Below are 26,330 nucleotides of genomic sequence, written 5' to 3' on the forward strand. Positions count from 1 at the left end.
GGCGAGATGTCCAGAGCGCCACGCAACTTTCGGATCAGCCATTCATCGTCCAGGCGCCAATTGCGCTGACTGGCTGGATCAAGGGCAAACGGACCACAGTCCGGGCACTGCACCATGAGCCCATCGTCCGTTCTGAAGATCGGGCCACGGTACAGGCCGCAAAAAGCACAAAAGGCATCCTGGCTGTTGACGACACCGGGCACAACGGCCTTCACCTGTTTGAGAACCTGTAGGGCCGCAATTTCTTCATCGTGCAGGCTGCTCTCAAAGGATGCATTGCCTCGCACGAACATCAAAGCGGCCAAGCTGATGGCTTGCTGATTGAGGGTCAACTCCATTCACACCTCACTCGAACAAGTTGCCGTCCATGGTCGCAGGCTCGTCCTGCTCCAATACTGTCTTGAGGACCTGCTGCGCCTTCAAAATGCCCAACTGGACCAGATAGCCCTCAAGTTGGGCACGCAGCTTCTCATCGAACTTGTGCAGGTTCAGTCGCCCGTTGCTGGTGATCTCCACACTGACCACCTGGCAGCGGCTTTTGCCCCGGATCGGTGCCAGATAGAAGTTGAGAACAGCAGCCTGAATCGTCCAGCCACGAGCGAGCGGGTTCTCAGCAACGAAGTAGTCCTGCAGCAGTTCCGTCACGCAGCGTTGATCGCTGGACGCACTGGCCGTGCATTCCATCTTGAGTCGTCCGCATCCACTGACCACGGTCACACTCTTGACCTGCAATCCGACGAATCCGTCATCAATCGCCTGCGGAATGTTCAACCCTAAGCGCAACGTGGACAGGTTCAGGCGCGGCGTCTGGATCCGCTGTGCATCCGCATCCACACCAAGCAGGTGCCTAGCGAAGGCCTCACACAACATGGCGTGGTACTTGGCGCCGCCACGAATGATGGTACGGGCCACACCGGTGGCTTGGGCGTATTCAAGCACCATGTGGATGTTCGGACTGCCTACCCTACGCTGCAGCTGACTGCCCTCAAACTCCAACTTGGCCGTGGCCAGGTCCTTGGCGTGAATGGAGACCAGCTGCGTACCGCGCGCCCGGTCCAACACATTGACCACGCACACCTCGCCACACCCCAACTCCCGCTGGTAGAAGCCTTTGATGGCATCACCGAATGCAGCGATCGACTCCTCGTCACGCTTGATGGTCCCCTTGAGACCCAAGTCGTGCTGCTGAGCTTGTTGACCGTGGTGGTCCAGGTATTCGATCTCGGCCGCCGCCTCAAACAACGCCGGATGATGGACGTACAGCCAGAAGGCCCGGTGCAGGTCGTTCTTGCAAGCGATGAGTCCCATCAACTCGGTTGGTCGGTCATGCGCGGCCTGAAACATGGCCTGCTTGCCCAAAGGGTGAGCCAGCAGCGTACTGGCATGCAGCCCGGCCACGATGCGGTCACGCATGGCGACATTTGGATGCAGCTGAATCAACCCAACCAGGCTCTTGGAGGCTTGGATCGAGTCATGCCAGATCCAGCCCTCGGGCATAGGCAGTGTGTGGCGCTCGATGAAGGTTTTGAGGGTGTCGTCGACAGGCAGGTTCAGCAAGATGTCGGCGTAGGTCTGAGTGCGGCTCATTCGTTGTCTCCTTTGTTGTTTGTTTTGGCAATGAGGCGTCTCACCCCCCGACCTGAAGACCGGGGGCTTGGGATGAGTTTCGCCTAATTGCTGGATAAATATACAGCTTTTAACGGTTTCATCAAATCCCAAAAATAGTAGTTTTTGAGCTATTGGTATCGGCTGCTGAAAGCGCTGCTGCCTAAGACATTCCAGTTCTTGGCCCCCATTGGCCCGCCAAAACACGTTACCTCTGGAAGGGTTGTTTTTTAAGATTTCAGGCTAGTTCTAGTCACCCAAACCACCTGAATGAACCACCTCCAAACCGTCACTGCAAGAACTGCAAACGAGCCGGCCGAAAAAAGCGGCTACCTCACCCTTCGCGAGATTGCTCACCTGATTGCACAAGCCATGGTCAGTAAGCACCAGGAACTCGCTATGGCGCACCGCAGTCAGGTTTACGCGACAGATAGAGACGAGTTTCTCGACTTACATGCCAACCAGAGCGTGAATACGAACCCGTCTATCAACTTAGGAAAACAGCCTTGAAAACCACCGCCCCACCGATCCAGGACAGCATGCGTGCTGGTCGAATAACAGAACAGATCGCCGAACTCTCCACCAAAAAAATGTCCGAACTGTGGGCACTTTGGGACCGGTATTTCCCGCACCGCCCGTCGCACCCGAACCGCAAATTCATCGAGTCAAGACTGGCCTACAAACTGCAAGAGATGACCTATGGCGCTTTGCCAGAAACCACTCGCGCTATGTTGGCCGACTACGGCGAGAGACTTTCTGCCATCAAATCCGGCTCTGCTCCCACGCATGCCGTGTTGCCCGGCACAACGCTGCTGCGCGATTTTGCGGGTCAGCAATACAAAGTCACAGTGCTTCCGGATGGTCTGTATGAATTCGACGGCAAGAACTACAAGAGCCTGTCTGCCATTGCCAAACTGATCACTGGCACTCAATGGTCCGGGCCTGCCTTTTTTGGGTTGAAAGGCAAAAAGTCATGAGCGTCGTCATCGAACAACCTATCCTGAAGCGCTGCGCCGTTTACTGCCGCGTTTCCTCGGATGAACGCCTGGACCAGACCTTCAACTCCATCGATGCTCAACGTGAAGCCGGTGCCGCATTCATCGCCAGCCAACGTGCCGAGGGCTGGACGCGGGTGGACGACAGCTACGAGGATCCTGGGTTTTCTGGTGGGAATATGGAGCGACCAGGCCTCAGGCGCCTGATGCGAGACATCCAGGACGGCAAGATCGACATCGTGGTGGTCTACAAGATAGACCGCCTGTCTCGATCGTTGGCGGACTTTGCCAAGATGGTTGAGATCTTTGATCAGCACAAGGTCAGCTTCAGCTCCGTTACGCAGCAAATCAATTCGGCCACGTCAATGGGCAGGCTGATGCTCAACGTCCTGTTGTCATTTGCCCAATTCGAGCGAGAAGTTACGGGTGAACGTATCAGAGACAAGATTGCCGCGTCAAAGCGCAAAGGCTTGTGGATGGGCGGGCCAGTGCCACTGGGCTATCGGGTCGAATCTCGGCAACTGATGGTGGTGCCAGAAGAGGCGCAGTTGGTCCAGCAGATTTTTGCGTCTTTCATCTCATCGCGTTCGACCACCAAGATGGTCAAGCAATTGGCCGAACAGGGTGCCAAAAGCAAAAACGGGAAGGCCTTGAGCAAGCAAACCATTTACAAAATCCTCCACAACCGGATGTACCTGGGCGAACTTGGCCACAAGGGTGAGTATTTCCGGGGGGAACATGAAGCGCTGATCGATCAACTCCTCTGGGACCAGGTGCAGGCCATCATGGCTGAGAGCAGTCGAGCTCGGGCGCGCGACACCTGGGGAGAAAAGTGCCAGTATGGATTTTTGCTACGAGGAATGGTTTTCACTATGGACGGCGACCTTTACCTGCCAATGGCCACTCGAAAGCCCAGCGGCAAGGTGTATCGCTATTACGTGGTCAACAAGAACCAGAACATGGGCGCAGGCACTGTGCCTTTCAGTAATCTGCCCGCTGGTCAGATGGAGAAAGCCGTGATGGAGCAGGTTCTGGAAATCTTGCGATCTGGCCAGATGGTGCATCAGTATTGGCAACAGATCTCTGTGATCAACCCTGATCTCTCCGAACCTGAAGCCATGGTCCTGTTCTTCAAGAACACCGCTACGATTTGGAACAAGTTGGCAACGCAAGCCAAGCAGGACATCGTGCGAACCCTGATAAAACGGATCACGGTGACACCTGACGGCATCGATTTGCAGTGGCGTTACGAAGCCTGGGGGGCACTCATGGGCAATCCACCCCCAAATACGATCGGCCATGAACTGCTCGAGCTGGAGGCTGCGTGAACTATTTCTATTTGACTGGCACGCCGGTCACGACGTTCGATTGTGAAAAACAGATCAGCACATTCATCCCGCTGAAGTTCAACAAGCGATCAGGGCGCTGCATTGTCACCACTTCGGAAGACGCAATGAAAGCGACAGAACCGCATAGTCCACTGCCTGACACGACCATGATGAACGCTCTTTCAAAAGCGTTTCACTGGCAACGGTTGCTTGATCGAGGGATTGTTCACAGCGGCACCGAGATCGCCCGCAAAGAGAACACGGACTTGACCACTGTCAATGAAATCCTACGGTTGACATTACTCGACCCCGGAATCGTTGAAAGCATCCTTCGTGGTCGGCAGCCAGAGGGGCTAACGATGAATTGGTTCAACTCGAACCCCATTCCTTGGGAGTGGAAACAACAACGTCGAAAGATTAAAGGTATCGATAGGAATCAAACTGATTAGGATCGGATCTCGGATCGGTCATTAAACCGGCTGCTTCGCAGCGGTTGCTGCCAGTTGAGTTGTTGGCCCTGTAGGGCAGGTCTTGTATCCGGGATCAGACGTTGACCATGCTCAGCTTCGCCGCAGTGCGGATGGAGATCGGGCGCTTAAAGTTGTCGTTTAGTTCGAAGATGCAGGCGCCTATCAATCGCCGAGCGCGCACAGTAGAATCAGGCACCGAAGGACTATGTAAATGCTTCCCTCGAAGCCTCGGTCAGAAGTAACCGACCGTCTGTCGAGATGTTGCATAGCACCCTCGAGGCACGTTCAAGCGTGATATAAGGCGCCCCCGTTCCTCGATAGGCAGACGCAAAGGTAGGCCAATCGGCGAGCACCATTTTCCTTAACAACTCAACCTCGGTCTCCGACTCGCAAGCCACTCCAAGAACACAGTCCGACAAGGTCACTCGTCGTCCTTTGCTGAGCACGCACAACTTCCCTGGCGTGACGAGTCCGACACGAGGGAAGAGGAGAGCCGGACCAGTGAGGACAGCCCCCACGACATACACCCCGGAGCTCGTCACGGCGCCATTCTGCAAATGGTTCGTGTGGATCAACGGTTTACCTATACGGGACGAGACTACTTTGCGAGAGTGCATCTGGACGCAGCCACGCACAATCGCAAGCGCCGTTGGACTTGCAACATGCTCGGTGGCAGGCAAAGGCATGCTCAACTTCGTCATACGAACGAGGCATGTGCGTGCCCTTACGCCCTGGAATGCAGACCGCGCGTTGTCGCGAATCACCTCGACTTTGAACTGCTTGCGCAGAGCCCTCCACACAGGCTCGTCATGCTTGCTCACCAGGCAACCGTCAGGTAAAACTGCCAGGATGGCGCCATCCGGCCGTAGGAACGGAATGCTGTTGACGACAAACGCCATCGCGATGCTGGCGTGAAACACTTCATCTCCAGCGGCAACCTCGAACGTCTGTCGGGTTCTGCGCGAGAACGGAGGGTTCAGCAGGACAAGGTCGACGCCTGCAAGGTGCTTCCGGAGCGACGACGACAGCACAGAGCGCGGATTCAGGAAGTCCGAACATGCTGTCCGCCACTTCGGTCGGCTCTTTCGCAGGCCAGCCACCGACGCGGCAGAGACGTCATTGGCAATCATCGAAGCCGACGGCCAGCGACGCTCAGCGGCCAGCAACAGACTGCCTTCGCCACATGCAAAGTCGGCAATCGAAAGCTTGCGGCGTCGCGGCGTCGCGAGGCCGACCAGCGCGTCGGCAAGCTCGGGCGATGTGTAGAAGCTGTCCATCAGCGCCGCCCTGCTCCGGTCGTCATCGAGCTGCCGCCTGCACCCGCGGTGATGGCCCCAACGTGATAGACCATGAGCTTATCTAGGCCGTCAGTGCGGCCCTCCTTGCGAATCGGGTTGTCATAGATGAGCTCAATGCGGCTCGGCGACGTCAACGCGAACATCACGGCGCCCAGTGCGTGCGGCTTCGTGCCAATCATGGCGACCTTCAACGTAGAGTTGGGATGGCACCGAGCCAATTCCTGCAGAAGGTAGAAGCAGCTGAAGGGGCAGTTCGCCGGCACGAACTCGATGTGGTGCCAGGCGCTCGTCTCCTCTAGCGTGGCCCTGTTCCCCATATAAGTCTCGAAGATGTACCAGGGTTTGAAGCCCGGGATGCCCACCACCGGCACTATCCGCTCGTGGCTTGGCTGCACCTGCTCGATGACATGACGAAACCTTGCGCCCTCGAACCCCAACAGCGGCACGAAGACGGATTCTTCGGTCGTGGAAATAGTTGCGAAGCCCGGCATTGGCGAGATCCCAGCGATGCGTGCACTGAGGTCGTAGATTTGGCCTTCAAGCGGTGCCGCGCTTCGCTTGTACCGATAAGGTTCCACGTATACAGCACGCACCTCCATCTTCGCGGCGATGGCAGCCCGGATGAGTGCAGCCCAGGTCGGATGGCTTAGGCCGGTGATGTCTATGTATAGGGTTCGACCTACTCCCAGTGGAGTAAGCAGCCTCGAAAGCGATGCAGCGCTCCGCAGGAAGAACTCCTCATCGATGCCGGATACCTGGAAACCAGAGACAGATTCGGTGGCGACCTCGATGAACTGAACATCCTTGCAGCTCTGTCGCCACTTTCCGGTGTGCCCGCTGCGGTCTTCATTGCTGACGCGATAGATGTATACGCTTCCGGGCGCGGGCGTAAACAGACTGACCGACTCAAAGGTGTCGGTCAGAATCGGCTCGCGCTTCAACTCACGCATAGAAGTCGCCAAATAGTTGCATCTGGTCCGGAAGGTCCGGTTTGGACTCTCTATGGTTGAGCTCCAAGACGGTTTCGATGCCCTCTCTCGGCTTATCCACCAGGCTCAGTAGGTTCAAGGTCGAAAGCAGAATCTTTCGCTTCTTTCGGTGGCTAAAGACAAAGAAAGGCGCAAAGATGGGGTGAATCATGTAGTCGTAGGCCTTGGTATCCCGCTCGTCCAGCAACTTGCTGCCGGCATACCTAACCAGCGCCAAATGCATCACCGAGTGCTTGAGCAGGTCCATGGCCTTCCCATCACTGTCGGACTCCTGCTCTTCTCGAAGGTGGAATTGATTCGCCTCCGGCGTGTGTCCAGCAGGCGATGCAGCCAGAACGCCAAAGACTCGGCCGAGACTCAAGAGCAGCTTCGTCAATCGTGCGCCGTCGACGCTGAGGCCCTCCAGCTCGGATAGGTTCTTACGTCCGACCGCCTGCGCAGCTCGGGTCTGAACTTCGGCGCTGATAGGCGAGAGCGGCTCACCGCCTTCTTCATCATGAAGGAGAAGTGCCGAGTGCACCAGCTCGAGAAGGTAGCGGATGTTTCCTTCGCAGAGCGATAGGTAGACGTCCCAGCCGCTGTAGTACTTCCGGATGCCCCGCTTACCGTTGCGGATGGCGAACAACGATGCATGGAAGTGGTTGTTGAAGCGGTCCTTGCTAGAAGCACTGCCCGTAAGCCACGCATCAATCTCCTGGGAGAGCGTAGTCGTCCCCTTATGGGAACTCGCCCAATAATCCAAGAAGTACTGAACGCCAATCGGAAGTGCCTTTGCAGCTTCGAGCTGCGCTGGCGAGCTCGCCGCCTCAATCGCCTTGCGGATACGAGCTTCTTGACCCTTTTCAATCAGACGCGCGGCCTCATCGAGTTCGTCCAGCTTGGGGAACAGCGAAGGGAAATTTGCTACAACGGCAGTACCCTCAACCGTCCCTTGGTATCGTGCCGACAGAACGCCCTCGGCAAACGACTTGAAGCGAGATTCCGTCAGCATCTCTGCGATGGAAATGCGTGCGTAGTCCGCCGGAGAGGTCAGTTGCTCGTTCCCATTCAGCGTTGAACGCTCGCGCCATCCTAGCTCTCGTACACCGACCTTAAATGTGTAGGCGCCCTGCGAGTGCTTGATGATGGTGTTGAGGATGCGTTGCTGATAGTCCTCAAAGTTCTCGAACTCGTCGATGAGGAAGAAGAACTGCTTGCCGGCCAGCTCCTTCGTGCCGATCAACGCTGAGGCAAGCGCATCCACCGGCGCACCCTGCATCGACAGAAAGGTCGGCGGCGCGTCAACGATGCTGTTGATAGACGCTTCGAACGCCAACATCTGAAGTCTGACTTCCTGAGCCAGGTCGGCCAGGCGGCGGTCAGACTTAAGGCCGAGGGTCGCGCGAAACGCTGCAAGGTCATTCGGGTCCAGAGACAGGTCTCGGTCCGTATGAAGCTCGTACCAGCAGGCGAACTCCAGGAGCTGCGTGCAAAAGACCAAATTCAGATAGTGGCCAAAGCAGGCGCGCCACCTTTCCTCAGACAGCTCCGGTCCTCGGAAAGCCGTCACGCGGTTGGTGTTGACGCGGTGGTAGAGGCCAAAGAACTGCCAAGTGTCAATGACACTCTTGTCAGATTTGGCGAAGGCGAACTGACCTTGGTACGACAGGCCCTGCAGGACAGTAGTCTTCCCAGTGCCTCGCCCCCCAATGAGTACACACGGCCTATTCGTCTTCAACAAATCGAAGTAGCCCGGTATGGTGAACAAGTCGAACAGCTGCTCGCGAAGCCATTCCGCCTTATAGAGGCCAAGCGCTGTACTAAGCTTTTCGATGGACCCGTTTTGGCTCGTCATAGTTACTTCTTCAGTAGCGGCTTCCAGCCGTTCTTTTGGTGCGTGAAGATAGGCAGCACAGCATCTGGCCATCCATGTTCGAAAGCAAGTGCCAAGCCGAGTTTTCCGTAGCCCATCCAGCACCCCTCCTGTCCATCGCGAAATGGGATGCCGGCCTTTACGCTCGCGCGCTCCACAAAGAGGGGCCCCTCGACCTTCATGTCGTCCCGCCAAATCACCGAGCTGCTGGACAGGGCGCTGTAAGTCTCCGGAAGAGCGTGCGCAGACACAAGCTTCACCAACGGGCACTTTCGTGCAATGTAGTTACGACCAACATCGGTGCAAATCAAGGGGCAGTAATAGAAGCCCACCGCGCCTGACCCGATCGTGGCTACCAGAGACTTGAACGACGCCGCGCCCAGATTAGACAGCTGGTGAATCTTTGTCCATGTGTCCTCGAACTGTTCGCCGGAACCGACAAAGTCGTCGACAAAGATCACGTTGCCGCGAGGGGTTGCCTTCAGCTGGTCGAGTGCCTTCGCTGGCGAGAGCAGCTGTTCCTCCTGCACTCCAAGCTTGTCGCGAGCCAGTCGGGTGAAGATAAAGCCGCTGTCTGCATCGCTGCTGTAATTGCCCTCAGCTCGGACGACGATGGCAGACTCCAGGAACTGGGTCCACTGCGAGCTGGCCGAGAAGTAATTGTCCTTGTTCTGGACCACCAACTGCGACAGGTTCTGGAAGGCACCCTGGAACAGCGCGCCCACCAGCTCGTCAGCGAAATAGGTGAAGCCCTCCAGCAAGCGGATGGCGTACTTTTGGTCGGCCGCATCGAAGTTCTCAAGCCAGCCCTTTGGGTCAAAGCGGGCAGCGCGCGGCCACAGTTGCGCGTTGACGAAGAACTTCCAGTTGCCGGCAACCGTAGGCGGCAGCTCAACGGCCATGCACTACCTCGGCATACTTCTTCGAAAGCTGGCCGTAGAGCTCAGACGCGAAGGTGTTCGGGTTCTTGTCCAGGCCTGCAGCAAACTCCACCAACCACACATTGTCCTCGCGGTCGTCCCAGGTCTTGATATATGTGCCCGCCTTGTAGCCATTGTCCTGCCGGAATCCGTTGAGCACGTTCTTCCCGACGTACATCTCGTAGAGCATTTGCTCTTCCAGACCGACGGCACTGGAGAGCTCGCAAAAACCAGACAAGTCGAAGCGCCTCGTCGTCAGGACGGACGTCGCGAAAGCCTCCACTTGGGCGATGCGCGTCGCAGAGTCGACAACACCAGTGCCGCTGCGCTTTCCGTAGACGACGTAGGCGCCGAGGATCTGCGTCGTAGCGGCGTCCGCCGTCCCGTGCTGCTGCAGAAGCTCGCTCAACCCGAAGTGGAAGATGTCGACCAACTCCAAGTGGACCTGGGGGAGGTCTGGCGATTGATGCTTCCACCACTTCCAGCCGACATGGTCCACGAGCTCCGCACACTCCGTCCAAATCGCCCGGAACCAGGCGTTATTCGCGTCGCGCCAGTCGGGGCGAATCTTGCTGTTGATGCCATCCTGAAGCTCGAGCATGGACTGCAGCCTGCTCCTGAACATGACGTCTTTTACACCATTCATATCGTTATGCCTAACATTTGACCTAGGCATTTTAAGTGGTAACCGAGATATGAAACCCTGTGACTATTCCGAATTTCGACGGGCTTAGCTACTGCCGCTTCGATCGATAGCGGCCAGCCGAAAAGCATGCTGCGAACGGCTGCAATCAGCCAATTCTGTTGAAAAACTCGTGCCGAAGCGTTGAACAAGTTGGCGTTGCTGATCTTTTTTGAGGATGCAGACGCCATCTTCGGCGGCAAATCAGCCTTCGCACCGCCTCACGCGGCCATCAATCCCGCTTTTCCGCTGATTGGCATCAACGACTTGGCCATTCTTCTCAAGTTTTGCGCCGTTGCGGCCAATATGAACTCGTCTTGTGCACCGACCAAGCCCCGCAGTCGTAACCGGTCGAGCTTGAGAATTCGCTTGAGGTGAGCGAACAGCATTTCAACCTTCTTGCGTTGTTTACCAGACTGCTTGAAAGCATCGGTTCGTGCAATCTGTCGTGCCACGGCGCGCGCACCCTCATGAATGCTGCGCGCGATCTTGCGATGCGGCGTGTTTGGGCAACACTGCGACTTGCGTGAACAGGCAGTGCAATCATGCTGGCTGGCTCGGTACACAACGGTGTCTGCTTGTGTCACATGATTGCGTGGAGTTTTGAAGGGACGCCAGTTGGATTTCAAGGGATGCCCTTCTGGGCATGTGTATTGATTGGCTTCCTCATTCCAATCGAAATCCGCAATAGAAAGAGTTTCATCTTTGCGCTGCGTCTTGTCCCACACACGAACGTGGGGTGCAATGTTTTTTTCGTTGACCATCCAGTGCAGCATTGAGGCAGTACCGTGGGCCGTGTCGCCAACCAGGCGGTTGGGCTTGATGTCAAAGCGGTCTTCGACCCGTTGGACCATGGTCTTGGTGGATTCCACCTCTTGCGTGCGATGGGCCTGTGTGGCTTCAACGTCCATGATGATGCCCGCGTCCAGGTCAATCAGATAGTTGGTGGAATAAGCAAAGAAAGCCGGACCGCCAGGAGCTGCGGTGTATCTGGCTTGAGGGTCTGATAGAGATATCGTCCTGGAGGGGACAATGGCACTTGCATCTTCTCCAATCGGATTGGCTTCATCCAATGCGGCCAGGTAGTCGCGTACGGCACGGCTTGGGTTATCCCCGCCTGGCCAAGCTTTGGGCTCCTCGGGGGTCGTTACGTTGGCTCGATTGGCGTCGGCCTTGATGACGCTAGCGTCCACGGCAAACCCCTCACCTCCAACCAACCCCTCCGTCATGCATCGGCGCAAAACGCTCTCGAAGACATGACGGAATGTTTCGCTCTCTCGGAAGCGCCCATGGCGGTTCTTTGAGAAGGTGGAGTGATTGGGGATTTTGTCTTCCAGGCCCAACTGGCAAACCCATCGATCGGCAAGGTTGAGATGGACCTCCTCGCACAGCCGGCGCTCTGAGCGAATGCCAAAGCAATATCCAATGATCAGCATCCGAATCATCAACTCGGGATTAATGGAGGGGCGGCCAGTGTGGCTGTAAAACGGTGCCAAATGTTGGCGCAACGTACTGAGGTCAAGGAACCGATTTATGCCGCGCAGCAAATGATCACGCGGGATGTGGTCCTCGAGGTTGAACTCATAAAAGAGCTGATCTTGGTTCGCCGTTTGACCCATCATGGCTTGCACCTCCGTCTACGCAGAAGCATACGCAAGCCACAGGTCAATTTCTAAAAAATCGGGAGTTTTTCAACAGAATTAGCCTGCAGCCGACATCGACATGGCGAAGGTCCGAACTGCAGCGGTTGCTGCCGATCAGCCCTTGGCTGTGCCGGTCTGCAATCGGCCATCGGTCGTTGTTCAGGCGGAAATGCAGTCGTTCAACTAGGGGTTAGATGTCGCTTTCACAGGCCTAAGCGCATTGTCGTGATGCTTACTGGCTGCGCTGATCGCAGGCGCGCCCCGATGAGCACCTTCCCTTCTTCAAGCAAGGGCTTGGCAAGGATGTCCCAGCGTAGCTCGCCGCTGTCTTGATCCTGTATCACTTCGCTGAGCTGACCGCTTTTATTTCCGAAGTCATACGCTGTCGCCTCCCCAATTGGCTGAGAGTCAAGCGCCCGTAGCTCCTGTACGCCGCGCAGGCAAAGTTCTTCTTCGCCGTAGTTCAGTTCTACAACTAGTTCAGCTTTTGTGATGGGAATTTCCCCGCCTTTTGCAATCAGATAAGCGTTGATATCGATCAGTTGAAGCTTAATGAACTTCGCCTTTGAGAAGTCGTCGACATACTTCGGTAGTGCGCGTATGAAGTTCGGGTTCATCCACACCTGCACAAGCTCAGCGAGATTCAGGGGACCAGGTGCAAGCTTGTGGAAGAAGATCGAATCATCGCGAATTGGGGTGAGGCATTGAGTCTGAATCTGCACGCTGTGAACGGTTGGTGCGAGATACCGTGCTGTCAGCCAGAGCGAGTTCAGCAAGGCGGCCATTTCTTGCGGTAGCCTGGAGGAAAGGCGCGCAAGGAGCACGCCGTGCCGGAGCGCCTTGATTCGAGCCGGGCTGGAAAAGCTGGATGCTGTGACCGCGATGAGCACGTTAGCTCCAACGCTCTTCTTCTTGGAGATCAGCTGTTCGATTCATTCAACGCTCTGCTGAGCCCGCCGATCTCGGCATTCGATGGCGATGAAGGTCTCTCCGTTTGCGGTTGGAACGTGAATGCCGATGTCTACTTCTCGTCGCTCACCCGTGTCGACGTCAGCGATGAAGTCCGGAGAGCGCACAGAGGCATTGGGCGATTGGTGCTGCTTGATGCGCATCAGCAGTAGCTCAAGGCTTCGCCCAAGACGGCGCGCACGTGTGGTCGATTGCGACATCTAACGTTTGAGGGATGGGTTAGACACCACTACGCCAGCCGCCGGGCAAGTTGCCATAGTTTTTCGGTCAATACGGCCATATAGATGGCCAAAACCATGGATAGCAACGAGACAAAGCAGTACGCAGTGCGGACCGCATCGTACAGTTTGAGGGCGTCGAGTCCCGCTGTTCTGTAGGCCTTAAGTGACTCAATAGACAACTTCACGGCGTCCGGCAGAAAGATCAGCGCAACAAGCAGGGCCGTCAGGGTAACAGGAATAGCTTTCGCGTACAGGACGGCTCGGACTGTAGAAAGTTCGCGAATGTTGTCTTCGCTGTGCCTCTTCGGAACAATCTCTAGTGCTTTCGCGATCTCGGCGTACCAGAGGCTGAACAGAATGGCTGCTATGGCCATTAGCAGGCTTGAGGCAGACAGCAAATCGCCCATGATTAAGGCTTAGGCGTGACGCCGAGGCGGCTGCAGAGTTGGTTGTAAGAGGACGGTGCGAGTTCGTATGTCGAGACGCTTCCCTTCCTCTTCGCAACGGACGCCAAGTTGCCATCGATGTCTGCTAGAACCTTGTTGAGCTCGTCAACAACATTTTGACTATTGATGACGACGGAGTAATGGTCGCCGGTGTTCTGGCGATCCGCTGCGGCAAGGCATGTGCGGATCGTGGCATCAATGTAGGTCTTTAGCTGATACTGGTACTTGGATATGACAGCTCGAATAAGTGAGCGACTCTCTGTGAGAGTGGTCTGGAACAGACTGCTGACAGTGCGTTCGTCTGGAATCTGTCCGTTGAACGCGGATTCAATGAGCAGAAATAGTCTGTACTCGAGCATATCGCTGCCGCGCTTAAACACTCTCTGACCTCGAATCATCGACAGGTACTCCTTGGTCGATGCAGTCATGTACTCGTTGAGCTTGGCATTCAACTGTCCTGGCTGGCAGCCGAGAATGGAGGAGATCTCTATTTTCTCTGCTGCCGACAAGGGGATCGTAGCTGTGATGTCCAAGAGTTCCTCCCTGTGGTGCCTAACGTAATGTATTCTCTGCGGGATATTCTGGTCACTCCAAACTCCAGAAAACGCAATCAGATCTAAGGGTTAGACGCCAAGACCTGATTTATATGCAAGTGCAAATTAAACCACGAAATCCGGCATCCACTTTCAGCCAATGACAGCTTCGCTAAGGGGCCTTGCATGACCGCAACGGGTCGGTTGCAGCCGAACGCTCGTACCTAGGCGGAAGTTCCGCTCCCAGCCTTCTGCCGACATCAACGAAGTTCCGAATGCAGCTAAGCGTCAACGGAAATCAAGCTTGAGGACTTCGCCATAGAAGGCACAAGGTGGATCGGAATGAGTTGTTCAGTCAACCATGCCACCCATCAGTCACATCAAACCATCAAGCTGCAACCCGCATGAATCCTAAATTTTTCTTGAGGAGGCATCCTCAAGAAAACAGAGAAAACGTAGAGAAATTCGAGATCTCGGTGCTGAAAAATGAAACTTTTTGGGAAGAATTGACGCGAGGCGTCCTCAAGACATTTGCGAGGAATGGTGCCGTTACTGGGCTACAGCACGATGGAAAAAGGGGACAGAGAAAATCTGTCCCCTTTATGAATGGTGGAGCTGGGGGGATTTGAACCCCCGTCCATAAGCCTTTTTCGTACAGTTCTACATGTGTAGTCGTCTGATTTGAGTCTCGCCAAATGAACCGCGCAGCGACACGCTGAACACCCAGCCAGCACCCTTTTTTCTCACACCACCTCAAGGTACCCGAGGTGATGCCAGCCCATATGTTTTACCTTGCAGCTAGGACTTTGGAGGCTTTGACACCCCTATCACCCTAACCCAGCCTATCGGCCAACTGTTGCAAGGCTCACCGGATTAAGCGGCGAGTGCGAAACGTTCGTCGTTTGCAGTTAGTTTTTTTTCCGAAGATTAACGAGGATCAGAACCTCGACATGCCCTGCCACGCGTCCGAACCCATGTCGAAACCAGTGCAGCCCCTCAGGACCTATTTTAGGCGCTCTTGAGAAATTTCAAGAGGTCCGCCGGAGAATCAATGTTCACATGGGCATTCCAGCGCGAAATATCGGTCTGTTGGCCCAAATAACCGTAGGTGGCGGCCACGGTGCCCATGCCTGCGGCAAGACCAGCGACGATGTCGCGCTCGTCGTCACCCACGTACACACACCGCTTTGGGTCCACCGACAAGCGCCGTGCGGCCTCGAACAATGGCTCGGGATGCGGTTTGGCATGAGGGGTGGTGTTGCCGCTGACGATGGCACCGGCCGAGGCAAACAAAGGCATGGCTGCTGTGAGGGGGTCGGTGAATCGGCTGGATTTGTTGGTCACCACACCCCAGGGCATGCCCAGCGCGACCAATTGGGCGATCATGTCGACCACGCCATCAAAAATGCGGGTGCGTTCGGTCATGCAGTTTTCGTAGTTGACGAAAAACTCTTCTTTCATGGCCTCAAAGTCGGGGTGGTCAGGCGTCATGCCAAAAGCGATGCCCAGCATGCCGCGCGCTCCAGCGCCAGCCATATGTCGGTAATGATCCAGTGGGTAAGACGACAAACCACGGCCAACGCGCATTTTGTCTACAGCAGCGCCCAAATCCGGGGCGCTGTCAATCAGGGTGCCATCCAAGTCAAACAAGACGGCTTGTGCGTGGTGAAACATGGTCAGGCTTTCCGGCAGGCCAGCATGTAGTTGACGCTGGTGTCTTGGCTGAGCCAATAGCGCTTGGTGAAGGGGTTGTATTCCATGCCTTTGAAGCCTTGAGCGTCCAGCCCGGCTTCGCGCGCCCAAGCGGTGAGTTCGCTGGGTTTGATCAAGCGGGCAAACTCGTGGGTGCCTTTGGGCAACAAATTGAGGATGTATTCCGCGCCGACAATGGCAAACAAGAAAGATTTGGGGTTGCGGTTGAGTGTGGAGAAAAACACCCAGCCACCGGGCTTGACCATTTGGGCACAGGCCCTGACCACAGCGGCCGGGTCGGGCACGTGCTCTAACATTTCCATGCAGGTGACCACGTCAAACTGCTCTGGCTGTTCGGCAGCCAGCTCCTCGGCGCTCGACTCGCGGTATTGCACGCCCTGAGTGCCCGCCTCAAGCGCATGCAATTGAGCCACTTTGAGCGACTTGGTGGCCAGGTCAATGCCCAGCACCTGAGCGCCTTTGCGCGCCATGGCATCGGCCAGGATGCCACCGCCACAACCGACGTCCACCACCTTCAGACCGGTCAAAGGCACCAAACCGTGGATCCACTCGAGGCGCAGCGGGTTGATCTGGTGCAGGGGACGAAATTCGCTTTCAGGGTCCCACCAACGGTGGGCCAGGTCAGAAAACTTGGCCAGTTCGGCCGGATCGACGTTGGAATTGCTTGTAGTCATGGGTTCCAATTGTCGGTGAACAGGCCCACACATCGAACGACAGACGAAAAAAAGCCCCATTGCTGGGGCTTTTTTGGAAATCCGGTGAGGGATTAGCGGTTAGGGCGTGTGCCGACCACTTCGATTTCAACGCGGCGGTTCTTGGAACGGCCAGCGGCTGTTTTGTTGTCAGCAACGGCTTGCTTCTCGCCCTTGCCTTCGGTGTAAACGCGGTTCTTTTCAATGCCCTTGGTCACCAAGTAAGCCTTGACAGCGTCAGCACGCTTGACAGACAGCTTCTGGTTGTAAGCATCAGAGCCCACGGAGTCGGTGTGACCCACAGCGATGATGACTTCCAGGTTGATGCCTTTGACTTTGCCAACCAGATCATCCAACTTGGCTTTGCCTTCGGCCTTCAAGACAGACTTGTCGAAGTCAAAGAAAGCGTCAGCAGCGAAAGTGACCTTGGTGGCTGCTGCGGGTGGCAGAGCAGGAGCGGCAGGAGCTGCTGGGCGAGCGGCAGGTGCGGGCGCAGCGGCTGGTGCTGGTGCTGGTGCTGGTGCTGGACGTGCAGCAGGTGCTGGAGCGGCAGCTGGGGCTGGGGCGGCTTTAGGAGCCACGATAGCACCATCGCAACCAGCGCCAGCAGTGGCGGGTGTCCAGTTGGCATTGCGCCAGCAAAGTTCGTTGGTACCGTTTTTCCAAACCGTACCGGAGCTGTCACGCCAGTTGTCAACAGTTTGCGCGCCAGCGGCGGTTGCGAGAGCTGCGGAGGCCAACAACATCGCCACTTTGTTCAGTTTCTTCATGGTCTTCCTCTTAAGGGATAAAGCCGCAGACTCGCTGCGTGAAAATGACACATCAAGTGACCGTCACCTGATGCGTTGCGTTTTATTGTGCCATAGACCGTGCACTGGTCTGTCAAATGCCGGACTGACAACAAAGCTCTCATGCAAATGAATCACAAATGTTGCATGGACGCCACAGTGCCGTGCAACTAAAATGATCGCTTTCCATTGCGTCACTCTTTCCCTTATATATGACTCAGTTCGCCAAAGAAACACTGCCCATCAGTCTGGAAGAGGAAATGCGGCGCAGCTACCTCGATTACGCCATGAGCGTGATCGTTGGCCGGGCACTGCCCGATGCGCGTGACGGTCTCAAACCGGTCCACCGCAGGGTCTTGTTCGCCATGCACGAGCTGAACAACGACTGGAACCGCCCTTACAAAAAGTCAGCCCGTATCGTGGGTGACGTGATTGGTAAATACCACCCACACGGCGACCAGTCGGTGTACGACACCATCGTGCGGATGGCACAAGACTTCTCCATGCGCCACATGTTGGTGGACGGCCAAGGCAACTTCGGCTCGGTGGACGGTGACAACGCTGCGGCGATGCGGTACACCGAAATCCGCTTGGCCAAGATCGCTCACGAGATGCTGGGCGACATCGACAAGGAAACCGTCGACTTCGGCCCCAACTACGATGGCTCTGAAAAAGAGCCGCTGGTGTTGCCATCGCGCCTGCCCAACCTGCTGATCAATGGCTCGGGCGGTATTGCGGTGGGCATGGCCACCAACATCCCGCCGCATAACCTGAACGAAGTGGTTGACGCTTGCCTGCACCTGCTGCGCAACCCCGAAGCCTCGATTGACGAGTTGATGGAGATCGTGCCCGCGCCCGACTTCCCAACAGGCGCCATCATTTACGGCATGACCGGCGTCAAGGACGGCTACCGCACAGGTCGCGGCCGCGTGGTCATGCGGGCCAAGTGCCACTTCGAGGACATCGACAAAGGTCAGCGCCAGTGCATCGTGGTCGATGAGCTGCCTTACCAAGTCAACAAAAAGACCTTGCAAGAGCGCATGGCCGAGTTGGTGCACGAGAAGAAAATCGAAGACATCAGCCACATCCAAGACGAATCGGACAAATCGGGCATGCGCTTGGTGATCGAGCTCAAGCGGGGCGCGGTGCCTGAAGTGGTGCTGAACAACCTGTACAAGCAAACGCAGCTGCAAGACACATTCGGCATGAACATGGTGGCCTTGATCGACGGCCAGCCCAAGCTGTGCAACCTGAAAGACCTGATCCAGGTCTTCTTGCAGCACCGCCGCGAAGTGGTGACACGCCGCACCGTGTTTGAGCTGCGCAAAGCGCGAGACCGTGGCCATGTGCTGGAAGGCTTGGCTGTGGCTTTGGCCAACATCGACGATTTCATCGCCATCATCCGCGGCGCACCGACACCGCCTGTGGCCAAGGCCGAGTTGATGACCCGCGCCTGGGACAGCCAGATGGTGCGCACCATGCTGACCCGCGCACGCGACGATGGTTCGGTGGTCAATGCCGACGATTACCGCCCAGAAGGTCTGGAGCGCGAATATGGTTTGGGCCAAGACGGTTTGTACCGTTTGTCAGACACCCAAGCGCAAGAAATTTTGCAGATGCGTCTCCAACGCCTGACCGGTTTGGAGCAAGACAAAATCGTGGCCGAATACAAAGAGGTCATGTCCGAAATCGAAGACCTGCTGGACATCTTGGCCAAGCCAGAGCGCGTGTCCACCATCATTGGCGACGAGCTGGGTACCGTGCGCCAAGAATTTGGTCAGACAAAGATTGGTGCCCGCCGCAGCGAGATCGAGCACAGCGCGCAAGACCTGTCGACCGAAGACCTGATCACGCCCACCGACATGGTGGTGACCTTGTCGCACAGCGGTTACATCAAGAGCCAGCCCCTGTCCGAATACCGCTCACAAAAGCGCGGTGGTCGCGGCAAACAAGCCGCAGCCACCAAAGAAGACGACTGGATCGACCAACTCTTCATCGCCAACACGCACGACTATTTGCTGTGCTTCTCGAATCGTGGCCGATTGTATTGGCTGAAAGTCTGGGAAGTGCCTGCCGGCTCACGCGGTTCGCGCGGCCGCCCCATCATCAACATGTTCCCTTTGCAAGAAGGTGAAAAGATCAACGTGGTGCTGGCCCTGACCGGTGAAGCCCGTACCTTCCCCGACAACCAATATGTGTTCATGGCCACCTCCATGGGCACAGTCAAGAAGACCTCGCTCGATGAGTTCAGCAACCCACGCAAGGGCGGGATCATCGCCGTCAACTTGGACGAGGGCGACTTTTTGATTGGTGCAGCCCTCACGGACGGCAAGCATGACGTGATGCTGTTCAGTGACGGCGGCAAAGCTGTGCGCTTTGACGAAAACGACGTGCGTCCACTGGGCCGAAGTGCCCGTGGCGTTCGCGGCATGATGATCGAGGACCACCAAAGCGTGATCGCCATGCTGGTTTCGGAGCAAGAAAACCCCGATGCATCCGCAGAAGAGGCCAAAGCCCGCGCCAGCGTGCTCACCGCCACAGAAAACGGCTATGGCAAGCGCACCAGCATCACCGAATACACCCGCCACGGCCGTGGCACCAAGGGCATGATTGCCATCCAGCAGTCCGAGCGCAACGGCAAAGTTGTGGCCGCCACCTTGGTGCACGCAGATGACGAAATCATGCTGATCACCGACACCGGTGTTTTGGTGCGCACCCGTGTGTCTGAAATTCGTGAGTTGGGTCGCGCTACGCAGGGCGTGACTTTGATTGGTCTGGACGAAGGAGCCAAGCTTTCTGGCTTGCAACGCATCGTAGAAAACGACGCGAATGCATCTGAAGGTGATACCGAGGCACCCACGGACGACAGCGCACCTACAGCGGAATAAGTGATGGGGCGCGCTTTCAACTTCTCGGCGGGTCCCGCCGTCATGCCAGAGGCCGTGTTGCAGCAAGCCGCGTCTGAGATGCTGGACTGGCATGGCTCGGGAATGAGCGTGATGGAGATGAGCCACCGCGGCAAGGAGTTCATCAGCATTTACGAGCAGGCCGAAGCCGACTTGCGAGAGTTGTTGTCAGTGCCCGCCCATTTCAAGATACTTTTCATGCAAGGCGGCGGTTTGGCTGAAAACGCCATCGTGCCCTTGAACCTGTCGCAAGGCGGGGCCATGGACTTTGTGCTGACAGGCAGCTGGAGCCAAAAATCGCTCAAAGAAGCTGGCAAATACGGGCAAGCACGCGTGGCGGCTACGGCGCAAGCCGACGGCTTCACCACCCTGCCCGCGCCAGCCACTTGGCAAATTGGCGCTGACTGCCGCTACGTGCACATTTGTGGCAACGAGACCATCCACGGCGTGGAATTCCATGAGTTGCCAAACCTGAAGGCTCTGGGCTGCGACGCACCCTTGGTGGTCGATTTTTCCTCGCATGTGGCCTCGCGCCCAGTGGATTGGTCCCGCGTGGGCTTGGCGTTTGGTGGTGCACAAAAGAACTTGGGTCCTGCGGGTCTGACCTTGGTCATCGTACGCGAAGACCTGATCGGACATGCCCTGCCCTATTGCCCCAGCGCCTTTGACTACAAACTGGTGAACGACCACCAGTCCATGTACAACACGCCGCCCACTTTCGGCATTTACATCGCTGGGCTGGTGTTCCAGTGGCTCAAACAACATGGCGGCATTGCCGCCATGGAGCAGCGCAACATCGCCAAGGCACAACTGTTGTACGACTTTTTGGACAGCTCCAGCTTGTTCGAAAACCGTGTTGCCAAAGACTGCCGCTCGCGCATGAACGTGCCTTTCTTTTTGCGCGATGAATCGCGCAACGACGCTTTTTTGGCGGGCGCCAAAGCGGCCAACTTGCTGCAGCTCAAGGGCCACAAGTCGGTGGGTGGCATGCGGGCCAGCATCTACAACGCCATGCCACTTGAAGGCGTACAGGCGCTGGTGGCTTACATGCGCGAATTTGAAAAAAAACAGGCCTGAAGCCCCACAACCAGGCCGCCAGAAAGAACTCGAGACATGAGCCAACAACCCATTCAGTCGCACGCCTTGGGCGCTTTGCGTGTGCAAATCGACGCACTCGACAAACAACTGCTGAGCCTGCTGAACCAGCGCGCCCATGTGGCCGAACAAGTGGGTGAGATCAAACGCGCTGAAGGCTCGCCTTTTTTCCGGCCCGATCGGGTGGCCCAGGTCATCGACAAGATCACCAGCGCCAACCCCGGCCCGCTCAAAAACGAACACGTCGCCACCATCTGGCGCGAGATCATGTCGGCTTGCTTGGCCCTCGAAGCGCCACAGCGCGTGGCGGTGTTAGGCCCTCAGGGCACGTTTTGCGAACAGGCCGCGATCGAGTTTTTTGGCAGTGCAGCCAACTTGATTTATTGCGCCAACTTCGACGAGGTGTTTCATGCCACCGCTGCGGGCACGGCCCAGTACGGCGTGGTGGGCATGGAAAACTCCACCGAGGGCGTGGTGGCCCGATCGCTTGATTTGTTCTTGCGGTCGCCCGTGCATGTGGTGGGCGAAGTCAGCTTGCAGGTGCGCTTCAATTTGCTGCGTCAACTCAATTCAGATGCGAACATCGAAGTCGTGATGGCCCACCCGCAAGCGCTGGCCCAATGCCAAGGCTGGCTGTCCAAGCACCTGCCGCATGTGGAGCGCCGTGCCGTGTCGAGCAACGCCGAAGGGGCCCGCTTGGCGGCCACCAACCCGGCTTGGGCGGCCCTGGCCAGCGAACGTGCCGCCAGCCAGTTTGGCCTGCACATCGTGCACCACGCCATCCAGGACGAGGCCTTCAACCGCACGCGCTTTGCCGTGATCACCCTGCCCCAGACCTTGGCCACACCACCGGCTTCGGGCAAGGACTGCACCAGCTTGGTGGTGTCTGTGCCCAACCGCCCGGGTGCGGTGCACGATTTGCTGGTGCCACTCAAAAGCAATGGGGTGTCCATGACACGTTTTGAGTCGCGTCCGGCCAAATCGGGCCAGTGGGAGTATTACTTCTACATCGACCTGCAAGGCCACATCAGCGAGCCCCATGTGGCTGCGGCCCTGCAAGAGTTGCAAGGCCTTTGTGCTTTTTACAAGGTGCTGGGGTCTTACCCTGTACCAGAGTGAGCGCAGTGAAGTTCCAACGCCTGGCCCTGATTGGCTGCGGCCTGATGGGCGGCTCCTTTGCGCTCGCCTTGCGCCAGGCCGGCCTGGTGGAGCACATCACCGGTTTCAGTGCCTCTGAAAAAACCCGCCAACGCGCCGTCGAGTTAGGTGTCATCGACCAAGGCTGCAACAGCTTGGCAGAGGCGGTGGTGGGTGCTGATTTGGTTTTGTTGGCGGTGCCCGTCGGTGCCATGCACAGCAGCTTCTCTGTCCTGCGCGGCAGCCTATCGCCCACAGCCTTGCTGATGGACGTTGGCTCCACCAAGTGCGATGTGATCGCAGCGGCAAAAGCCGCTTTAGGCGAGCGCCTGAACTGCTTGGTGCCCGCGCACCCCATTGCAGGCAAAGAGGTGGCTGGCATTGAACACGCTGAAAGCACGCTTTACCAAGAGCGCCGCACCATCCTCACGCCTTTGTCACAAAACACCATTCGCCAAATTCAAACTGCAAGCGCGGTGTGGACCGCCATCGGCAGCCATGTGAGCCACATGACGCCCGAGGCGCACGACGCCACCTTCGCCGCGGTCAGCCATCTGCCTCACCTGTTGGCCTTTGCCGCGGTGAATGCCCTTGCCGCACAGCCGAAAGGCGCGGCATTTTTGGAGATGGCAGGCCCGGGCTTTAGAGACTTTTCTCGCATTGCTGCCAGCGACCCCGCCGTTTGGCGCGACATCCTGAGCGCCAACAAGGTGGAAGTGCTTTCACAAATGGCGCACTTTCGGGCCGCGCTCGACAAGTTTGAAAACACCTTGAAGCAAGGCGACACCGCATCGCTGCAGCAATTGATTCAACACGCCAGCGAGGTGCGCTCGGCCTGGACGCTGCAAGCGGGCAACGCTTGCAACACCGCTTCTGAAGACTGACCCATGTTCTCAACCGCCTTCCTAGACCTTCCCCCGCTGCAAGGCGCCTCTGGCACGGTCACCCTGCCCGGCTCCAAAAGCATCTCCAACCGCGTGCTGTTGCTTTCGGCGCTGTGCCAAGGCACCACCGTGGTCCACGACCTGCTGGACTCGGACGACACCCAAGTCATGCTGGCTGCGCTGCGCCAGTTGGACTGCGGCGTTCAGGTGAATGGCACCACGGTGACCATCACCGGTTTGGGTGGACGCGCTTGGCCAACTGAAGCGATTGAATTTTTCATGGGCAATGCGGGCACGGCCATGCGGCCGCTCACGGCTGCGCTGGCGGTGCATGGTGGTGACTTCACACTCAAAGGTGTGCCGCGCATGCACGAGCGCCCGATTGGTGACTTGGTCGACGCCCTGCGTGAGCTGGGCTGCACCATCGACTATTTGGGGAATGAGGGCTTCCCACCCTTGCGCATCGGCCAACCCCGGCTGCAACTGGATAAAGCCATCCCCGTGCGCGGCGATGTGTCCAGCCAGTTCCTCACGGCTTTGTTGATGGCGCTGCCCTTGGCGGCACAAGACCGCGCCATCACCATCGAGGTGGTGGGCGAGCTCATCAGCAAACCCTACATCGAGATCACGCTCAACCTGCTGGCGCGCTACGGCATTGACGTGGAGCGCCAGGGCTGGGAACGCTTTGTCATCCCGGCTGGCAGCCGCTATCAGTCGCCCGGCACGATCCACGTCGAAGCCGACGCGTCTTCGGCCAGTTACTTCATCGCTCTGGGAGCCATCGCCAGCGGTGATGGCATCCGCATTCAAGGTGTGGGCGCCGATTCCATCCAGGGCGACATCCGCTTCATCGACGCCGCCGCCCAAATGGGCGCCCAGATCACCAGCGGCCCCAACTGGCTTGAGATTCAGCGCGGTGCATGGCCCCTGCAGGGCATCACGCTCGATTGCAACCACATCCCCGATGCCGCCATGACATTGGCCGTGATGGCGCTGTATGCCGACGGACCCACCACGCTGCGCAACATCGCCAGCTGGCGTGTGAAAGAAACTGACCGCATCGTGGCCATGGCCGCCGAAAGCCGCAAGCTGGGCGCCACAGTCGAAGAAGGCCCGGACTGGATCACCATTCACCCACTTGCGCCAGGCCAGTGGCAACGTGCCAGCATCCACACTTACGACGACCACCGCGTGGCCATGTGTTTTTCGCTGGCGGCCTTCAACGCCGACCAAGTTCCGGTTCGCATCGAAGACCCCAAGTGCGTGGCCAAGACCTTCCCCGATTATTTCGAGGCGCTGTTCTCAGTGGCACACACCGAGGCAGCAAACATCCCGGTGATCTGCATCGATGGCCCCACCGCCTCCGGCAAAGGCACACTGGCCAGCCGTGTGGCTGCTAAGTTGGGCTACCACTACCTGGACTCGGGTGCGCTGTACCGAGTCACTGCCCATGCGGCCCTGCAAGCGGGCCTGACGCTTGAGCCGGTTGACGAAACGGCCATTGCCGACCTGGCCCGCAGACTGCCCGTGCGCTTTGAAGGTGAGCAGGTTTTGCTGAACAACGTGGATGTGACCGACGCGATCCGCAGCGAGCAAGGCGGCATGAACGCTTCCAAAGTGTCTGTGTTGCCAACTGTGCGCGAGGCGCTGGTGCAGTTGCAGCACAGTTTTCAGCGCCTGCCTGGCCTGTTGGCCGACGGACGCGACATGGGCACGGTGATCTTCCGGAGCGCCCCCTTGAAGGTGTTTTTGACCGCCAGCGCTGCCAAACGCGCCGAAAGACGCCATAAGCAGTTGATTTTGAAGGGTTTTTCGGCTAATATCGACAGTCTTCGCGCTGATTTGGAAGCGCGCGACGCCCGGGACATGTCCCGCAGCGTGGCGCCCCTCAAGCCCGCACAAGATGCTTTGCAACTGGACAACTCGTCTTTGACCATCGACACCTCGGTGGACCAAGTGATGATCTGGTGGCACAGCCGGCAAGTTTTCGGTCAACCAACCTGGCTTAATTGACCGAAAACGGCCACCCCAGCTTGCCCTGTGCAGGCTGACCTGAAGTTCCACCTGGCTCTCTTCGTGCAGCTTGCACACTGGCCAGATGGTTTTTTATAACCAACCGCGGCTCACGCCGCAAACCAATCGCCACTGTCAGCTCCTGGAAACGACGCATGTCGCGCTCGTCAGTCCTGAATTTGTGGATGAGGAAACACCATGTCTGAATCATTTGCCGCCCTGTTCGAAGAATCTCTGACGCGCACCGAAATGCGCCCAGGCGAAGTCATCACCGCTGAAGTCGTGCGCATCGAGCACAACTTTGTGGTGGTCAACGCTGGTCTCAAATCCGAGTCCTACGTTCCCCTCGAAGAATTCAAGAACGACCAGGGCGAAATCGAAGTCCAAGTAGGTGACTTCGTGTCCGTGGCCATCGGCTCCATCGAAAACGGTTACGGCGACACCATCTTGTCGCGTGACACCGCCAAGCGTTTGGCTTCCTGGATGTCTCTGGAAAAAGCCCTCGAATCCGGCGAGTTTGTCACTGGCGTGACCAGCGGCAAAGTCAAGGGTGGCCTGACCGTGTTGGTCAATGGCATCCGCGCTTTCTTGCCCGGCTCTTTGGTCGACACACGCCCCACCAAAGACCTGTCTCCCTATGAGAACAAGACCCTCGAATTCAAGGTCATCAAGCTCGACCGCAAGCGCAACAACGTCGTGTTGTCACGCCGCGCTGTGGTGGAAGCCTCGATGGGCGAAGAGCGCGCCAAGCTGATGGAAACATTGCGCGAAGGCTCCATCGTTCACGGTGTGGTCAAGAACATCACCGAATACGGTGCGTTCGTGGACTTGGGCGGCATCGACGGCTTGCTGCACATCACCGACATGGCGTGGCGCCGTGTCCGTCACCCTTCCGAAGTGGTGACAGCTGGTCAAGAAATCACCGCCAAGATCCTCAAGTTCGACACCGAGAAAAACCGCGTGTCCTTGGGCCTCAAGCAAATGGGCGATGACCCATGGATGGGCGTGAACCGCCGCTACCCACAAAGCACCCGCATGTTCGGCAAGATCACCAACATCGCCGACTACGGCGCGTTTGTCGAACTCGAGCCAGGCATCGAAGGCTTGGTGCACGTGTCTGAAATGGACTGGACCAACAAGAACGTGGCCCC

General features: G+C 57.3%; 24 protein-coding genes, 1 other RNA gene and 1 pseudogene. 10 read left to right on the forward strand and 16 right to left on the reverse strand.

Annotated elements, in window-relative coordinates; all coding sequences use genetic code 11:
* Positions 1-338 (reverse strand): annotated as a pseudogene (locus tag Q1M54_RS15220) (hypothetical protein); the annotation flags it as partial.
* A gap of 7 nt (positions 339-345) precedes the next feature.
* Entirely contained in the window at positions 346-1,587 is a 1,242-nt protein-coding gene (locus Q1M54_RS15225) for a hypothetical protein (RefSeq protein WP_300558953.1), read from the reverse strand.
* 288 nt (positions 1,588-1,875) lie between these two features.
* Here Q1M54_RS15225 and Q1M54_RS15230 point away from each other — a divergent pair, with 288 nt between their 5' ends.
* From Q1M54_RS15230 to Q1M54_RS15245, 4 genes are read left to right on the forward strand one after another with little or no spacing between them, the layout of a single operon-like run.
* Entirely contained in the window at positions 1,876-2,115 is a 240-nt protein-coding gene (locus Q1M54_RS15230; RefSeq protein ID WP_300558956.1) for a hypothetical protein, read from the forward strand.
* Positions 2,116-2,144: 29 nt separating this feature from the next.
* Positions 2,145-2,582, forward strand: coding sequence for a DUF2924 domain-containing protein (locus Q1M54_RS15235; RefSeq protein WP_300559020.1), 438 nt, complete (start codon positions 2,145-2,147; stop codon positions 2,580-2,582).
* Positions 2,579-3,928, forward strand: coding sequence for a recombinase family protein (locus tag Q1M54_RS15240; RefSeq protein ID WP_300558959.1), 1,350 nt, complete (start codon positions 2,579-2,581; stop codon positions 3,926-3,928). Before Q1M54_RS15235 ends, Q1M54_RS15240 begins: the two co-directional genes overlap by 4 nt.
* Positions 3,925-4,377, forward strand: a complete 453-nt coding sequence (locus tag Q1M54_RS15245; protein ID WP_300558962.1) for a hypothetical protein — start codon at positions 3,925-3,927, stop codon at positions 4,375-4,377. Before Q1M54_RS15240 ends, Q1M54_RS15245 begins: the two co-directional genes overlap by 4 nt.
* 224 nt (positions 4,378-4,601) lie before the next feature.
* Here Q1M54_RS15245 and Q1M54_RS15250 read toward each other — a convergent pair whose 3' ends face one another.
* From Q1M54_RS15250 to ompA, 14 genes are all read right to left on the reverse strand, one after another.
* Positions 4,602-5,675: an N-6 DNA methylase gene (locus Q1M54_RS15250; protein ID WP_300558965.1), complete on the reverse strand. Its 1,074-nt coding sequence runs from the start codon at positions 5,673-5,675 to the stop codon at positions 4,602-4,604.
* Positions 5,675-6,646, reverse strand: a complete 972-nt coding sequence (locus tag Q1M54_RS15255) for a hypothetical protein (RefSeq protein WP_300558969.1) — start codon at positions 6,644-6,646, stop codon at positions 5,675-5,677. The genes Q1M54_RS15250 and Q1M54_RS15255 overlap by 1 nt, the downstream gene beginning before the upstream one ends.
* A complete protein-coding gene (locus Q1M54_RS15260; protein WP_300558971.1) occupies positions 6,639-8,519 on the reverse strand; it encodes a hypothetical protein in 1,881 nt (626 codons plus the stop codon). Before Q1M54_RS15260 ends, Q1M54_RS15255 begins: the two co-directional genes overlap by 8 nt.
* Positions 8,520-8,521: 2 nt before the next feature.
* Complete coding sequence (locus Q1M54_RS15265; RefSeq protein ID WP_300558974.1) at positions 8,522-9,439, reverse strand: hypothetical protein; 918 nt, start codon at positions 9,437-9,439, stop codon at positions 8,522-8,524.
* Entirely contained in the window at positions 9,429-10,058 is a 630-nt protein-coding gene (locus Q1M54_RS15270; protein WP_300558977.1) for a dUTP diphosphatase, read from the reverse strand. Before Q1M54_RS15270 ends, Q1M54_RS15265 begins: the two co-directional genes overlap by 11 nt.
* A 302-nt stretch (positions 10,059-10,360) precedes the next feature.
* Entirely contained in the window at positions 10,361-11,761 is a 1,401-nt protein-coding gene (locus Q1M54_RS15275; RefSeq protein ID WP_300558980.1) for an IS1182 family transposase, read from the reverse strand.
* 224 nt (positions 11,762-11,985) lie between these two features.
* Entirely contained in the window at positions 11,986-12,672 is a 687-nt protein-coding gene (locus tag Q1M54_RS15280) for a hypothetical protein (protein ID WP_300558983.1), read from the reverse strand.
* A 42-nt stretch (positions 12,673-12,714) separates the two neighbouring features.
* Positions 12,715-12,951 carry a hypothetical protein gene (locus tag Q1M54_RS15285; protein WP_300558986.1) on the reverse strand — a complete coding sequence of 79 codons (237 nt, stop codon included), beginning with the start codon at positions 12,949-12,951 and terminating at the stop codon, positions 12,715-12,717.
* 29 nt (positions 12,952-12,980) lie between these two features.
* Complete coding sequence (locus tag Q1M54_RS15290) at positions 12,981-13,379, reverse strand: hypothetical protein (protein WP_300558989.1); 399 nt, start codon at positions 13,377-13,379, stop codon at positions 12,981-12,983.
* 2 nt (positions 13,380-13,381) lie between these two features.
* Positions 13,382-13,951 (reverse strand): hypothetical protein, encoded by a 570-nt coding sequence (locus Q1M54_RS15295; protein WP_300558992.1) that lies wholly within the window; start codon positions 13,949-13,951, stop codon positions 13,382-13,384.
* 607 nt (positions 13,952-14,558) lie between these two features.
* Positions 14,559-14,947, reverse strand: a transfer-messenger RNA (tmRNA) gene (gene ssrA, locus Q1M54_RS15300).
* A 12-nt stretch (positions 14,948-14,959) separates the two neighbouring features.
* Positions 14,960-15,625 (reverse strand): HAD-IA family hydrolase, encoded by a 666-nt coding sequence (locus Q1M54_RS15305; protein WP_300558995.1) that lies wholly within the window; start codon positions 15,623-15,625, stop codon positions 14,960-14,962.
* Positions 15,626-15,627: 2 nt separating this feature from the next.
* Entirely contained in the window at positions 15,628-16,338 is a 711-nt protein-coding gene (gene ubiG, locus Q1M54_RS15310; RefSeq protein WP_300558997.1) for a bifunctional 2-polyprenyl-6-hydroxyphenol methylase/3-demethylubiquinol 3-O-methyltransferase UbiG, read from the reverse strand.
* A gap of 92 nt (positions 16,339-16,430) precedes the next feature.
* The gene (gene ompA / locus Q1M54_RS15315) at positions 16,431-17,126 is read right to left on the reverse strand and encodes an outer membrane protein OmpA (RefSeq protein WP_300559000.1); all 696 of its coding nucleotides are present in this window, start codon (positions 17,124-17,126) and stop codon (positions 16,431-16,433) included.
* Positions 17,127-17,356: 230 nt separating this feature from the next.
* On the opposite strand from ompA, the gene gyrA reads away from it, so the two are divergent.
* From gyrA to Q1M54_RS15345, 6 genes are all read left to right on the forward strand, one after another.
* Entirely contained in the window at positions 17,357-20,032 is a 2,676-nt protein-coding gene (gene gyrA / locus Q1M54_RS15320; RefSeq protein WP_300559003.1) for a DNA gyrase subunit A, read from the forward strand.
* Positions 20,033-20,035: 3 nt separating this feature from the next.
* On the forward strand, positions 20,036-21,127 hold the full coding sequence (gene serC, locus Q1M54_RS15325) for a 3-phosphoserine/phosphohydroxythreonine transaminase (RefSeq protein ID WP_300559006.1): 1,092 nt from the start codon (positions 20,036-20,038) through the stop codon (positions 21,125-21,127).
* 36 nt (positions 21,128-21,163) lie between these two features.
* Positions 21,164-22,264, forward strand: coding sequence for a prephenate dehydratase (gene pheA / locus Q1M54_RS15330; RefSeq protein WP_300559009.1), 1,101 nt, complete (start codon positions 21,164-21,166; stop codon positions 22,262-22,264).
* A gap of 5 nt (positions 22,265-22,269) precedes the next feature.
* Positions 22,270-23,166 (forward strand): prephenate dehydrogenase/arogenate dehydrogenase family protein, encoded by an 897-nt coding sequence (locus Q1M54_RS15335; protein WP_300559012.1) that lies wholly within the window; start codon positions 22,270-22,272, stop codon positions 23,164-23,166.
* Between the two features lie 3 nt (positions 23,167-23,169).
* Positions 23,170-25,179, forward strand: coding sequence for a bifunctional 3-phosphoshikimate 1-carboxyvinyltransferase/cytidylate kinase (locus tag Q1M54_RS15340; protein WP_300559015.1), 2,010 nt, complete (start codon positions 23,170-23,172; stop codon positions 25,177-25,179).
* 198 nt (positions 25,180-25,377) lie between these two features.
* A partial coding sequence (locus tag Q1M54_RS15345; RefSeq protein ID WP_300559017.1) for a 30S ribosomal protein S1 occupies positions 25,378-26,330 on the forward strand: 953 nt, incomplete at its 3' end.

The organism is Limnohabitans sp. Rim8 (genome assembly GCF_943326455.1).
GTDB lineage: Bacteria > Pseudomonadota > Gammaproteobacteria > Burkholderiales > Burkholderiaceae_C > Limnohabitans_A.

Excerpts from the sequence above, each read along its gene's own strand:
- Q1M54_RS15260 (WP_300558971.1), bottom strand. The coding sequence starts at position 8,519 with ATGACGAGCCAAAACGGGTCCATCGAAAAGCTTAGTACAGCGCTTGGC.
- Q1M54_RS15250 (WP_300558965.1), bottom strand. The coding sequence starts at position 5,675 with ATGGACAGCTTCTACACATCGCCCGAGCTTGCCGACGCGCTGGTCGGC.
- Q1M54_RS15240 (WP_300558959.1), top strand. The coding sequence starts at position 2,579 with ATGAGCGTCGTCATCGAACAACCTATCCTGAAGCGCTGCGCCGTTTAC.
- Q1M54_RS15290 (WP_300558989.1), bottom strand. The coding sequence starts at position 13,379 with ATGGGCGATTTGCTGTCTGCCTCAAGCCTGCTAATGGCCATAGCAGCC.
- Q1M54_RS15275 (WP_300558980.1), bottom strand. The coding sequence starts at position 11,761 with ATGATGGGTCAAACGGCGAACCAAGATCAGCTCTTTTATGAGTTCAAC.
- Q1M54_RS15265 (WP_300558974.1), bottom strand. The coding sequence starts at position 9,439 with ATGGCCGTTGAGCTGCCGCCTACGGTTGCCGGCAACTGGAAGTTCTTC.
- Q1M54_RS15235 (WP_300559020.1), top strand. The coding sequence starts at position 2,145 with ATGCGTGCTGGTCGAATAACAGAACAGATCGCCGAACTCTCCACCAAA.
- Q1M54_RS15230 (WP_300558956.1), top strand. The coding sequence starts at position 1,876 with ATGAACCACCTCCAAACCGTCACTGCAAGAACTGCAAACGAGCCGGCC.
- ubiG (WP_300558997.1), bottom strand. The coding sequence starts at position 16,338 with ATGACTACAAGCAATTCCAACGTCGATCCGGCCGAACTGGCCAAGTTT.
- gyrA (WP_300559003.1), top strand. The coding sequence starts at position 17,357 with ATGACTCAGTTCGCCAAAGAAACACTGCCCATCAGTCTGGAAGAGGAA.
- pheA (WP_300559009.1), top strand. The coding sequence starts at position 21,164 with ATGAGCCAACAACCCATTCAGTCGCACGCCTTGGGCGCTTTGCGTGTG.
- Q1M54_RS15225 (WP_300558953.1), bottom strand. The coding sequence starts at position 1,587 with ATGAGCCGCACTCAGACCTACGCCGACATCTTGCTGAACCTGCCTGTC.
- Q1M54_RS15255 (WP_300558969.1), bottom strand. The coding sequence starts at position 6,646 with ATGCGTGAGTTGAAGCGCGAGCCGATTCTGACCGACACCTTTGAGTCG.
- serC (WP_300559006.1), top strand. The coding sequence starts at position 20,036 with ATGGGGCGCGCTTTCAACTTCTCGGCGGGTCCCGCCGTCATGCCAGAG.
- Q1M54_RS15305 (WP_300558995.1), bottom strand. The coding sequence starts at position 15,625 with ATGTTTCACCACGCACAAGCCGTCTTGTTTGACTTGGATGGCACCCTG.
- Q1M54_RS15340 (WP_300559015.1), top strand. The coding sequence starts at position 23,170 with ATGTTCTCAACCGCCTTCCTAGACCTTCCCCCGCTGCAAGGCGCCTCT.
- Q1M54_RS15285 (WP_300558986.1), bottom strand. The coding sequence starts at position 12,951 with ATGTCGCAATCGACCACACGTGCGCGCCGTCTTGGGCGAAGCCTTGAG.
- Q1M54_RS15270 (WP_300558977.1), bottom strand. The coding sequence starts at position 10,058 with ATGCTCGAGCTTCAGGATGGCATCAACAGCAAGATTCGCCCCGACTGG.
- ompA (WP_300559000.1), bottom strand. The coding sequence starts at position 17,126 with ATGAAGAAACTGAACAAAGTGGCGATGTTGTTGGCCTCCGCAGCTCTC.